Raw genomic sequence first — 11,588 nt, forward strand, 5'->3', positions numbered from 1 at the left:
GGCGCGCCCGAGGCATTGCGGCTAGGTTTCCGGCCTTTCTGCAAGTGGTCGGGAAACCATGATCGTGTCCGTGCGGCGCATCTTCAGGGCATTGGTGCTGACGGGGCTGGCCGGCGCGCTGGTTACGGGTTGCCGGAATGCCGCGCCAGAGCCCGAAGACGATACCGGCCAGGGCGGTGCAACCGATGCGGCCATCGCCATCGTGGCATCGCCCTCTGTCGCGGTCGAGTCACCCCGTTCCGGTCCGGGCCATGCCGGGACTGTTGCGGCCGATACGCTGGCCTTGCCCGCCCGGCTGCGCGCCACCGGCACCGAACCGTTCTGGGGGGCGGACATCGACGGCACGGCCCTGACGTATTCCACGCCGGATTTCCCGGCCGGCGCGAAAATCACCGTAGCCCGGCGCGCCGGGCCTGATTTCGTCGAATTTGCCGGCACGCTCGACGGCAAGCCGCTGACCCTGCGCATCGTCGCCGGGCCATGCAGCGATGGCATGTCCGATCGCGTGTACCCTTACGCGGTGACGCGCGAGATCGGGCCGGACATCGAGCGGGGTTGCGCGCGCGGGCGCTGACCGGTTGCGGTTGCATTGCAGCATCGCGGCGGGCGGCGGTCTTTTTGCTCCCGAAATGACACGCGTTTGCTACGCATAGTTACGGAGAGCGCTCAGGAAAGCTTATGGAAAACAGTTATATTGCAGTTTTTGCAATCACAGTTGACTGTTTCGCACTTGCACAATTTTTGTTTGCTAGGCATACGAAAGCTGCCTTTCAGGCATCCTCTCCCAAAACTTTTCAGCCCGGTCGGTAACGGTCGGGCTTTTTCTTGTCCTCGTGACACGCCCGGCGGTGGCGCTTTGGGCGTGCGCCGGCTTTCGGTTGCTTTTCCTGCAACCGTTTCTTCCGTTCGACGTTTGAAAAAGCATCGCCCGGTTCCTAGCTCTGGATCAGGCAATGTTTCGGACGGAAAGGGGCCATGGCGGATATAGCGACACGCGAGGACACCAGGGTCGTGCGGCTTCAGGTCGCCGGAGCCCGGCAGGAGGAAAGCGGCCACGGCATCGCGCGGATCAGCCGCGCGGTCATGGGCCAGCTCGGCGTGACCGAAGGCGACGTCATCGAGATAACCGGCAAGCGCAGCACGGCCGCGCGGGCGATACTGCCGTATCCCGAAGACGAGGGGCTGGAAGTGATCCGGCTTGACGGGCTGCAGCGTGCCAATGCCGATGTTGGTTCGGGCGAACACGTCGAAGTGCGCAAGATCGAAACGCGTCCGGCGCAGCGCGTGGTCTTTGCCCCGGCGCAGCGCGATCTGCGGCTGCAGGGGCCGGCCATCGCGCTCAAGCGCAATTTCGCCGGTCGGCCGCTGGTGACCGGGGATCTCGTCGCCACGGCGGGGCAGCAGCAGGTCAACCGGGGCGACATGCCGCCGCAGCTGCGCCAGATGCTCAACGCGCCGGCCTTCGCGCTCACGCAGATCCGCCTCACCGTGGTGTCGACCGTGCCCAAGGGCGTGGTCCACATCGACGAGAACACCGAAGTCGAACTGCGCGCCGAATACGAGGAACCGCGCAGCAGCCGCGCCGACGTGAACTACGATGACGTGGGCGGCATGGGCGATACCATCCGCCAGCTGCGCGAGATGGTGGAACTGCCGCTGCGCTATCCCGAACTGTTCACGCGGCTGGGCGTCGATCCGCCGAAGGGCGTGCTGCTGCATGGCCCGCCGGGCACCGGCAAGACCCGGCTTGCACGCGCCGTCGCCAACGAAAGCGACGCCAGCTTCTTCACCATCAACGGCCCGGAAATCATGGGTTCGGCCTATGGCGAGAGCGAGAAGCACCTGCGCGAGGTGTTCGAGGAGGCGACCAAGAACGCGCCCTCGATCATCTTCATCGACGAGATCGATTCGATCGCGCCCAAGCGTAGCGAAGTGCATGGCGAGGCGGAGAAGCGGCTGGTCGCGCAGTTGCTGACGCTGATGGACGGGCTGCAGGCGCGGTCCAACCTCGTCGTCATCGCCGCGACCAACCGGCCCGACGCGATCGACGAGGCGCTGCGCCGGCCCGGCCGGTTCGACCGCGAGATCGTGGTCGGCGTGCCCGACGAGAGCGGCCGGCGGGAGATCCTGGGCATCCACACCCGCGGCATGCCGCTGGCGGAGGATGTCGACCTGCGCGAACTGGCGCGGACCACGCACGGCTTTGTCGGCGCCGACCTTGCCGCGCTGGCGCGCGAGGCGGCGATCGAGGCAGTGCGCCGGATCATGCCCCGGCTCGATTTCGACCAGCAGACGATCCCGCCCGAAGTGCTCGATGCGCTGCGCGTGGAGCGCGACGATTTCGTCCAGGCGCTCAAGCGCGTGCAGCCGAGCGCGATGCGCGAGGTCATGGTGCAGGCGCCCACGATCGGCTGGAGCGACATCGGTGGGCTCGACGAGGCGCAGGACAAGCTGCGCGAAGGCGTGGAACTCCCGCTGAAGACGCCCGAAGCGTTCCACCGCCTCGGCATCCGGCCGGCCAAGGGCTTCCTGCTCTATGGCCCGCCGGGCACCGGCAAGACGCTGCTGGCCAAGGCGGTGGCCAAGGAGGCGGAGGCGAACTTCATCGCCATCAAGTCCTCCGACCTGCTCAGCAAGTGGTACGGCGAAAGCGAACAGCAGATCGCCAAGCTGTTTGCCCGCGCGCGGCAGGTGGCGCCCTGCGTGGTGTTCATCGACGAGATCGACAGCCTGGTTCCCGCGCGCGGCACCGGGGTGGGTGAACCGCAGGTGACGGCGCGCGTGGTCAATACCATCCTGGCGGAGATGGACGGTCTGGAGGAATTGCAGTCGGTGGTGCTGATCGGCGCCACCAATCGGCCCAACCTGGTCGATCCGGCGTTGCTGCGCCCCGGCCGTTTCGACGAGCTGGTCTATGTCGGCACGCCCAGCGCCGAGGGGCGGGCGCGCATCCTGCGCATCCACACCAAGGCGATGCCGCTGGCCGGCGATGTCGATCTCGATCGCATCGCGGCGGAGACCGAGCGCTTCACCGGCGCCGATCTGGAAGACGTGGTGCGCCGCGCCGGCCTGAACGCCATTCGCCGCGCGGGCGGCGGGGTGGAAACGGTCAATGCCGCCGATTTCGCCGATGCGCTCGAACATTCGCGCGCCACGGTGACGCCGGAAATGGAGGAAGACTACGCCCGGATGAAAGGCGAACTGAAGAAGCGCGCGATGGAACCCGGGCCGCTGGGCTTCATCACGCCCGGCATGGTGCAGTCGACGCGCGAGGCCAAGCACCGGTAACCGGAAGGACGGCTTCCCCGGGTTGGGGAAGCCGTTCCTGTCAGCCCACCCTGGGGAAGTCGATCTCGATCACGATGCCGGCCGTCTCGAAGCGGCGTTCGATGGTGCCACCGAGCTGGCGGGCCGAGCTGCGCATCAGCATCGATCCAAAGCCTTCGCGTTCCGGCTTGCCGCCTTCGGGCGGCGGCGGGGCGTTCTCGCTTTCCTCGCGCCAGACCAGCCGCACGCGGCCGTCCACATCCTGCCAGCGAACTTCCAGCAGCCCCCCCGCGCGGGCCCATGCGCCGTACTTGACCGCATTGGTCACCATTTCGTGCAGCACCAGGCCCAGCGGCATGGCGTGCCGCCCGTCGATGGCCAGCGCCGGACCATCGAGCACGCAGCGTTCGCCAGAGGAACGGTAGGGCGCGATCGTCTTGCCGATCAGGTCGGCCAGGTCGACCCGCGAATCGGCCTCCGCGCCGTCGCCACCCTGTGTCACGTCGTGCGCGGTGACGAGGGCATGGATGCGCTTGCTGATCCGGTCCACCGCGGGCGCGGCAGCGGTATCGCCCCGCGCCGACATCTTCACCACCGCCAGAATCACCGCGAACAGGTTCTTGACGCGATGGTTCAGTTCCTTGGCGAGCAGGTCGGCACGGTCACGCGCCTCCGCGATCGCTTCGGCATTGGCGGCGGCGGCCTCGGCGCGGCTCATGCGCACCGTCTGCCACAGACCCAGCGCCAGCGCGCAGACGATCACCGCGAACAGCAGCGACAGCAGCGGCACGATCCGCGCTTCGGTGCGCGCGGCGCGGTGGCTGGCGTCCGCCAGCCTCGCGCGCTCCACCGTCTCCAGGCGTCCGACCGCCTCGCGCAGCCCGTCCATGGCGAGTTGCCCTTCGTCGCTGAGAATGCGGGCATGCGCCGCGGCGATCTCGCCTCTGGCCACCAGCGTCACCGTCGCGCCCATTTCGGCCCACTTCGCGTCGCCCAGCCGCTCGATCTCGTCGACCAGTTCCGTCTGCTGTTGCGTGGCCTCTGCCCCGAGGCTGGACCGCACCCGCGCGATCTCCGTCTCGTAGGCCTTCTGTCCGCGCCAGTAGGGGGCGAGGTAGCGCTTGTCATACGTGATGAAATAGCCGCGCTGGGCCGTTTCTCCGTTGAGCGTGGCACCCACGACGCCATTGAGGGCGACCAGAACGGCCGAAGTGCGCGCGGCCTGGCTGCGCTGGATCCGTTCCGCCTCCACGGTCGCGAAGATCAGGACGAAAGCGCCCAGAAGCGCCAGTGCGACCACGCCGAACAAGGCGAAGACCGACGTGCGCGGCGCATTGCGGCGCCATCTGCCGCCGCCCGGCGGGGAGGTGATGCCGATCGGGGCGGTTTGGGGATTTGGCGCTGAACCCATGGACAGGGCCTAACGGAACGCGGATGGCGCTACAATAGCGGCCATGCGGCTGATGGGGCGGGCCATGGATGGCGCCGTCAGCGGCCATGATGCGCGGGAATGCTTGACGCGCGGGCCATGCTTGCGTATCGGCCGCCCTCTGATTCCGGCCCGTCGCTTGCGGCGGCGGTGTCCTTTTGCAGATTCGAGCGAGAAGAGTTTAGCGATGAAGCGCACTTTCCAGCCCAGCCGCCTCGTGCGTGCCCGCCGTCACGGTTTCCGCGCCCGCACCGCCACTGTCGGTGGTCGCAAGGTGCTGCGCGCGCGCCGCGCCCGCGGCCGCAAGAACCTTTCGGCCTGATCGCCGACCGGACTTGCGCGGACGGCATCCGGGCTGACGTGCCCGGTCCGGCTATTCCGCGCAAGCAGCCCGCCACGCTGGCGAAGCGTGCGGATTTCCTGGCAGCCAATCGCGGAATCCGGGTCGCAAGGCCCGGATTCGTGCTGTTGGTGAACCCCGTTTCGCACCCCGAAGGGGCGATGCGGTTCGGCGTTACGGTCACCAAGAAGATCGGCAACGCGGTGGTCCGCAACCGCATGAAGCGCCGGTTCCGTGAACTGCTGCGCGACGCGCTCCCGGCCATTGGTGTGCCCGGCGCGGACCACGTGCTGATCGGCCGCGAAGGCGGGGTCGAGCGGGATTTCGCGCTGCTTCGGCGGGAACTGGCGCAGGCGCTGGCACGGGCCGCCGCCGGCAAGGGCGATCCGCCACGCCGGCGCTCCCGCGGCGGCAAGGCGGCAGACGGCGCGGCAACGGGCGGCAAGGCAACGGGCGGCAAAGAGCGCCGGCCATGATGAAACGCCTGCTCATCCTGATCGCGCGGGGCTGGCAGCTTGGCCCTTCGCGGGTGCTTCCGCCCTCCTGCCGCTACATGCCGTCCTGCTCGCAATACGCGATCGAGGCGGTCGAGAAGCACGGCGCGATTAGGGGTGGCTGGCTGGCGACGAAGCGGCTATTGCGCTGCCACCCTTGGGGCGGCCACGGCTACGATCCGGTGCCCTGAGACGCGATGTTCCGGCGGTCGCATGGTCCACCGGGCATCTTCCTGCAAGGCAAGCAAAGACAAGAACGCGAGGCAGAGTGGAAAATCAGCGCAATCTGATCTGGGCGGTGGCGCTCACGGCCCTGCTGCTGCTCGGCTGGGATCTTGGCACGCGGTATTTCTTCCCGCAGCCTGCCAAGCCCGTCGCCAGCGCCAGCGCTTCCCCGGCGCCGGCCGGTGCGGATGCGCGGCCCGCCAAGCCGACGCGCGAAGGTGGCCTGCTCAACCCCGCCGATGTCGCGCTGGAAAAGCAGGACCTCAAGCTTGCGCTTGCCTCGCCGCAGCGCGTCGCGATCGAGGCGCCGGGCGTCAAGGGCTCGATCAACCTTGTCGGCGGTGTGCTGGATGACCTCACGCTCAACAAGTATCGCGAGACCATCGCCAAGGACAGCGCCTCTGTCCGTCTGTTCTCGCCCGCCGGCACGCCGGCGCAGCACTTCGCGCAATTCGGCTGGGTCGGGCAGGGCGTGCAGGCCCCTGATGCCAACACGGTCTGGCAGGCGGATGGCCGGAAGCTGACGCAGCAGACCCCGGTCACGCTAAAGTGGACCAACCCGACGGGGCAGACCTTCGCGATCCGTTACGCGATCGACGATGCCTATATGGTCACGGCCACGCAGACGGTGGCCAACGCGGGTGGCGCGCCGGTGGTGGTGCGCCCCTTCGCGCTCGTCAACCGGACCGACCGCACCGCCAGCCTCGATACCTGGAACGTGCATTCCGGGCCGATCGGCGCGTTCGATGGTTCGGTCGATTTCAGCAACAACTACAAGGATGTGATCGGCACCGGCACGGTCACGCCCAAGGGCAAGCCGAACTGGATCGGCTTTACCGACATCTACTGGCTCTCCGCGCTGATTCCCGATGGCGGCACGCAGGCGCAGGGCGATTTCCGCGCGCTGGGCGATGGCCTGTTCCGCGCCGACCTGCTTTATAACCCGGTCACCGTCGCGGCGGGGCAGCAGGCCAGCCAGACCGTGCGCCTGTTCGCCGGGGCCAAGGAAAACGCCACGCTCGAACGCTATGAGAAGGCGGGGATCACCAACCTGTCGCTGTCGATCGACTGGGGCTGGTTCCGCTGGTTCGAAAAGCCGATCTTCTGGCTGCTCGATGCGCTGTTCCGCACCGTTGGCAACTTTGGCGTGGCGATCATCCTGCTCACGCTGATCGTGCGCGGCATGATGTTCCCGGTGGCGCAGCGCCAGTTCGCCTCGATGGCGGCGATGCGCGCGATCCAGCCGAAGATGAAGGCGATCCAGGAACGCTACAAGGACGACAAGCAGAAGCAGCAGCAGGAAGTGATGGCGCTGTACAAGCAGGAGGGCGTCAACCCGCTTGCCGGCTGCCTGCCGATCTTCCTGCAGATTCCGGTGTTCTTCGCGCTGTACAAGGTGCTGGTGCTGACCATCGAAATGCGCCACCAGCCGTTCGTGCTGTGGATCAAGGACCTTTCCTCGCCCGATCCGCTGCACGTGCTGAACCTGTTCGGCCTGCTGCCGTTCGATCCGCCCAGCTTCCTGGGAATCGGCATCCTCGCGATCCTGCTCGGCATCACCATGTGGCTGCAGTTCAAGCTCCAGCCGGCGGCGATGGACCCGGCGCAGCAGCAGGTCATGGGCATGATGCCGTGGATCATGATGTTCGTGATGGCGCCGTTCGCGGCGGGCCTGCTGATCTACTGGATCACCTCCAACCTGCTCACCATCGGACAGCAGAAGTACCTCTACAGCCGCCACCCGCAGTTGAAGGCGCAGGCGTCGAAGGACCAGCAGGACATCGACCGCGCCGCCGCGCGCGACAAGAAGCCGAAGGCGCGGTGAGCGAACCCGCGCTCTCGTCTCCCGCGCTCTCGCCCGAGGAGCAGGCAGCCCGCGCGGACCTTCTGGAACGCGCGCGGTTGCTGTTCGCCGGGCGGGTGGACTTCCTGAAGTCCGCCCCGGCGCTCAAGTTCCTGCCCGATCCCGAAGTGCCGGAGATCGCCTTTGCCGGGCGGTCCAACGTCGGCAAGTCCTCGCTGCTCAACGCGCTGACCGGCCGCAAGTCGATCGCGCGCACCTCGGTCACGCCGGGCCGCACGCAGGAACTGAACTTCTTCGAAGTGGGCGAACCCACACGCCTGCGGCTGGTCGACATGCCCGGTTACGGCTTCGCCAAGGCCCCGCCCAAGGTGGTGGAGCAATGGCGGCGGCTGGTGCGCGATTACCTGCGTGGCCGGGTGGTGCTGAAGCGCACGCTGCTGCTGATCGACAGCCGCCACGGCGTGAAGCCGGTCGATGACGAGATGATGCAGATGCTCGACGAGGCGGGCGTGGGTTATCGCGTGGTGCTGACCAAGGCGGACAAGATCAAGGCCACCGACCTGGCGCAAGTGCTGGCCGATACGCAGGCGGCGGCGCGCAAGCGCACGGCCGCCTACCCGCAAGTGCTGGTCACCTCGTCCGAGCTGAAGCTGGGCATCGAGGATCTGCGCGCGGCCGTTCTGGAAGATTCCGAAATCTGAACGCATGTCTGGCGTGCTACGGGGCACGCATGGCGGCGCCACGCGGCGGTGATCCCGCGCGCCCGGGTGCGGCAGGTGCAAAATACGCGCAGACGATTTTCCTGCGCTCCGCCGGGTTGACCGCCAATCCCGGCTTCGTCGCAAACCCGTCAAGTTCGGGAAAGGTCGAACATCTTCTTCGACCTAATGCCAATCCCAATCGCCTGCGCCCGCACTACATGGGCCGCCGAGACGCTGAGCTACGCGCCTCGTCTTGCAGGAGATTGAATATGAGGACTTTTCTTGTTTCCGCCGCGGCTTCCGCACTGGCAATCGGGCTGGCCGCTCCGGCCTCGGCCGAACCCTTCAACGGGCCTTTCGTGGGCGTGCAGGCCGGTTGGAACCAGGACAAGATCGGCGGGATCAACACCGATGTCGGCGCCGTGGGCGTGAACGGCAAGAAGGATTCCTTCGAGCTGGGCGGCTTCATCGGCTATGACCACAAGATCAACCCGAAGGTCGTCGTGGGCGCCGAGGCGGGCATCAACTGGGGCATCCAGGACAACGTCTATGGCCCGGGCGTCACCATCGATCCGAAGCGCTCGATCGATCTGACCGTCCGCGCGGGCTACCTCGTCAACGACAAGACGCTGGTCTATGCCCGTGGCGGCTATTCCAGCATCCGCGCCCGCACCTATCTGGCCAATGTCAACGCGGGCGAAGACCGTGACGCATGGGTCGTCGGTGGCGGCGTGGAACGCTCGCTGACGCCGCATTTCTCGACCCGGCTCGAATACCGCTACAACGATGCGAGCCAGGGCACCGGCAAGTGGGATCGTCATCAGGTCCTGGCCGGCGTGGCCTATCGCTTCTGAACACCTCCCGGAAGTGTCTTGCGGGGCGCTTCCGGGCCTTTCCCGCGAAGGCTGGTTCGCGGGCGTGATAAAGCCGGGGCGCCGCTGGGCGACCCGGCTTTATGATTGTTTGCAAGGCACAATTGCGCCAGTCGGCCGCTCGCCCGTTCATGCTCGACAGGCCCAGCATGAACGGTTACGCCCTCCGCAGGTGCGAAAGGGCGGCCATGAAGCTCATCATCGGGAACAAGAACTATTCGAGCTGGTCGCTGCGGGGCTGGCTGGCCTGCAAGCAATCGGGCCTGGCGTTCGAGGAAATCACGGTACCGCTCTATGGCGAAGACTGGGACGAGGCCCGCAAGGCCGAGGATCTCGCGCCCTCGTCGGGCAAGGTGCCGATCCTGTGGGACGGTGACGGGCCGGATGGCGCGGTGGTGTGGGACAGTCTGGCCATCATCGAATACCTGGCCGACAAGGTGGGGCGCGAACGGTTCTGGCCCCGCGCGGATGATGCGCGGGCCATGGCGCGGTCGATGGTCGCCGAAATGCATTCCAGCTACCTGCCGCTGCGCCGCCAACTGCCGATGAACATCCGCAAGCGGATGCAGGGCGTGGCCGTGACCGACGAGGTGCGGGCGGACATCGTGCGCATCCTCACCCTGTGGGCCGAAGCGCGGGCGCGTTTTGGCAAGGGGGGGCCGTTCCTGTTCGGCACGTTCAGCGCGGCTGACATCATCTACGCGCCGGTCGTCTCGCGCTTCCTCAGCTATGGCGTGCCGGTGCCCGGCTTCGCCGTGGCCTATATGCAGGCGATCTGGGATCACGAATGGGTGCGGGCCTGGGTGGCCGCCGCCAGCGAGGAGGAATGGACGATCGAACAGTTCGACGGGCCTTCCGCCGCCGCGTGATTGCGGATGGTTCCCGGCTCGCCAAGCGCGTGGGCATCGCGTAAGGCCGCGTCGATGACCACCGATCCCGTCCTTCTCGCCGAACGCCTGATCGAATGCCCCAGCGTCACCCCGGCCGCCGGGCTGGTGTTCGATGCACTTCAGGCGATGCTCGAACCGCTGGGGTTCGCGGTGCACCGCTTCATCGCTGGCGATCCGCCGGACGGGCCGGTGGAAAACCTCTTCGCGATCCGCGAGGGGCCGCCGGGCAGCCGCCACTTCGCCTTCGCGGGCCATGTCGACGTAGTGCCGCCGGGCGAGGGCTGGAGCAGCGCGCCTTTCGTGGCGGAACGGCGCGGCGATCTGCTGTACGGGCGCGGCGCGGTGGACATGAAAGGCTCGATTGCGGCGATGGTGGCGGCGGTATCCGCCATTCCGGCCGAGGCCGGCACGATCAGCTTCATCATCACCGGTGACGAGGAAGGCCCGGCGCGCTTCGGCACCGTGGCCCTGATCGAGCACATGCGCGCGGTGGGCGCCCAGCCCGATCTGTGCCTGGTGGGCGAACCGACCTCGGTCCACCGGCTGGGCGATACGGTGAAGATCGGCCGGCGCGGATCGGTCAACCTGTGGCTGACGGCGCGCGGGGCGCAAGGCCATGTCGCCTATCCCCATCTCGCCGACAATCCCTGCCCGCGCCTGGTGGCGATGCTGGCCGAGCTGGACGCGCTGGAGCTGGATCAGGGCAGCGACTGGTTCCAGCCTTCGAACCTGGAAATCACCGACATCACCGTGGGCAACCCGGCGACCAATGTCATCCCGGCGCAGGCCACCGCGCGGCTCTCGATCCGGTTCAACGATCTCCATTCGGGCGAGCAACTGGTCGGCCGGGTCAACGCTATCGGTGAACGGCACCGCGTCGAAGTTCATGCGGTGATCTCGGGCGAGAGCTTCATCACGCTGCCCGGCGCGTTCTCGGCACTGCTGAGCGAGGCGATCGCGGCGGAAACCGGCCTTGCGCCCGAGCTTTCCACCAGCGGGGGAACATCGGATGCACGGTTCCTGCGCGCGGTTTGTCCGGTGATCGAATTCGGCCTGTGCAACGCGACGATGCACAAGACGGACGAGGCGGTGGCGATGGAAGACCTGGCCGTGCTGACCCGCATCTACGATCGCGTGGTGCGCGCGGCGCTGGCCTGACTACCGAACCTGACTGGCCACGGCCTTACCGCGCGCGGCGCAGGACGATATAGACCGCGCCGCTGCCGCCGTGGCGCTGTTGCGCGGGGCGGACGGCGGCGATCCTGTCGGCATAGGGGCTGGCCGCCAGCCAGTCGAGCAGCTTGGCGCGGATCGCTCCGCGCCGTTCGCCGCGTCCGTCGGTGCTGTGGAAGCCATGGTCGTCGCGCGGCCGGTGCTTGCCCGCGACCAGCAGGATCACGCGCGCGCCCATCGCCAGCGCCTGCCCCACGCCGTTGACGAGACGGCCATGCGCCGCGTCCAGCCCCATGCCGTGCAGGTCGATCGTCACGTCCGGATCGATCGTGCCGCGCGCCAGCTTGCGATCCCAGCTCGAATCGAGCCCGTTGCGGGTCGGCGGCGGGGGAG

The 11,588-nt window shown here is 67.5% G+C and carries 12 protein-coding genes; 10 read left to right on the forward strand and 2 right to left on the reverse strand.

Features of this window, described 5'->3' with window-relative positions; all coding sequences use genetic code 11:
* Positions 1-58 precede the first annotated feature (58 nt).
* Together B3547_RS11495 and B3547_RS11500 are read left to right on the forward strand one after the other, a co-directional pair.
* Entirely contained in the window at positions 59-574 is a 516-nt protein-coding gene (locus B3547_RS11495; RefSeq protein WP_292963211.1) for a COG3650 family protein, read from the forward strand.
* 401 nt (positions 575-975) lie between these two features.
* Positions 976-3,288: a CDC48 family AAA ATPase gene (locus B3547_RS11500; protein WP_125954054.1), complete on the forward strand. Its 2,313-nt coding sequence runs from the start codon at positions 976-978 to the stop codon at positions 3,286-3,288.
* Between the two features lie 40 nt (positions 3,289-3,328).
* Here the strand turns inward: B3547_RS11500 and B3547_RS11505 are convergent, their stop codons facing one another.
* On the reverse strand, positions 3,329-4,678 hold the full coding sequence (locus B3547_RS11505) for a sensor histidine kinase (RefSeq protein WP_292963214.1): 1,350 nt from the start codon (positions 4,676-4,678) through the stop codon (positions 3,329-3,331).
* A gap of 205 nt (positions 4,679-4,883) precedes the next feature.
* Here B3547_RS11505 and rpmH point away from each other — a divergent pair, with 205 nt between their 5' ends.
* The 8 genes from rpmH (at position 4,884) to dapE (ending at position 11,180) form a co-directional block, all read left to right on the forward strand.
* Complete coding sequence (gene rpmH, locus B3547_RS11510; RefSeq protein ID WP_018075531.1) at positions 4,884-5,018, forward strand: 50S ribosomal protein L34; 135 nt, start codon at positions 4,884-4,886, stop codon at positions 5,016-5,018.
* A 38-nt stretch (positions 5,019-5,056) separates the two neighbouring features.
* The gene (gene rnpA / locus B3547_RS11515) at positions 5,057-5,512 is read left to right on the forward strand and encodes a ribonuclease P protein component (protein ID WP_349676487.1); all 456 of its coding nucleotides are present in this window, start codon (positions 5,057-5,059) and stop codon (positions 5,510-5,512) included.
* Complete coding sequence (yidD, locus tag B3547_RS11520; RefSeq protein WP_124808139.1) at positions 5,509-5,721, forward strand: membrane protein insertion efficiency factor YidD; 213 nt, start codon at positions 5,509-5,511, stop codon at positions 5,719-5,721. The genes rnpA and yidD overlap by 4 nt, the downstream gene beginning before the upstream one ends.
* Before the next feature lie 77 nt (positions 5,722-5,798).
* Positions 5,799-7,580, forward strand: a complete 1,782-nt coding sequence (gene yidC, locus B3547_RS11525; RefSeq protein WP_124808140.1) for a membrane protein insertase YidC — start codon at positions 5,799-5,801, stop codon at positions 7,578-7,580.
* Positions 7,577-8,260: a ribosome biogenesis GTP-binding protein YihA/YsxC gene (yihA, locus tag B3547_RS11530; RefSeq protein WP_124808141.1), complete on the forward strand. Its 684-nt coding sequence runs from the start codon at positions 7,577-7,579 to the stop codon at positions 8,258-8,260. The genes yidC and yihA overlap by 4 nt, the downstream gene beginning before the upstream one ends.
* Positions 8,261-8,529: 269 nt before the next feature.
* Complete coding sequence (locus B3547_RS11535) at positions 8,530-9,114, forward strand: outer membrane protein (protein ID WP_124808142.1); 585 nt, start codon at positions 8,530-8,532, stop codon at positions 9,112-9,114.
* A gap of 206 nt (positions 9,115-9,320) precedes the next feature.
* A complete protein-coding gene (locus B3547_RS11540; protein ID WP_136956455.1) occupies positions 9,321-10,001 on the forward strand; it encodes a glutathione S-transferase family protein in 681 nt (226 codons plus the stop codon).
* Between the two features lie 54 nt (positions 10,002-10,055).
* Positions 10,056-11,180: a succinyl-diaminopimelate desuccinylase gene (gene dapE, locus B3547_RS11545; RefSeq protein ID WP_292963221.1), complete on the forward strand. Its 1,125-nt coding sequence runs from the start codon at positions 10,056-10,058 to the stop codon at positions 11,178-11,180.
* 25 nt (positions 11,181-11,205) lie between these two features.
* Here the strand turns inward: dapE and B3547_RS11550 are convergent.
* The coding region (locus tag B3547_RS11550; protein ID WP_292963223.1) for a Smr/MutS family protein at positions 11,206-11,588 on the reverse strand (383 nt) is incomplete at its 5' end.

Origin of the sequence: Novosphingobium sp. UBA1939 (genome assembly GCF_002336885.1) — a bacterium.
Classification (GTDB): Bacteria; Pseudomonadota; Alphaproteobacteria; order Sphingomonadales; family Sphingomonadaceae; genus Novosphingobium.

Coding starts and splice junctions, on each gene's coding strand:
- B3547_RS11505 (WP_292963214.1), bottom strand. CDS start 4,678: ATGGGTTCAGCGCCAAATCCCCAAACCGCCCCGATCGGCATCACCTCC.
- B3547_RS11500 (WP_125954054.1), top strand. CDS start 976: ATGGCGGATATAGCGACACGCGAGGACACCAGGGTCGTGCGGCTTCAG.
- yidD (WP_124808139.1), top strand. CDS start 5,509: ATGATGAAACGCCTGCTCATCCTGATCGCGCGGGGCTGGCAGCTTGGC.
- B3547_RS11540 (WP_136956455.1), top strand. CDS start 9,321: ATGAAGCTCATCATCGGGAACAAGAACTATTCGAGCTGGTCGCTGCGG.
- rpmH (WP_018075531.1), top strand. CDS start 4,884: ATGAAGCGCACTTTCCAGCCCAGCCGCCTCGTGCGTGCCCGCCGTCAC.
- B3547_RS11495 (WP_292963211.1), top strand. CDS start 59: ATGATCGTGTCCGTGCGGCGCATCTTCAGGGCATTGGTGCTGACGGGG.
- dapE (WP_292963221.1), top strand. CDS start 10,056: ATGACCACCGATCCCGTCCTTCTCGCCGAACGCCTGATCGAATGCCCC.
- B3547_RS11535 (WP_124808142.1), top strand. CDS start 8,530: ATGAGGACTTTTCTTGTTTCCGCCGCGGCTTCCGCACTGGCAATCGGG.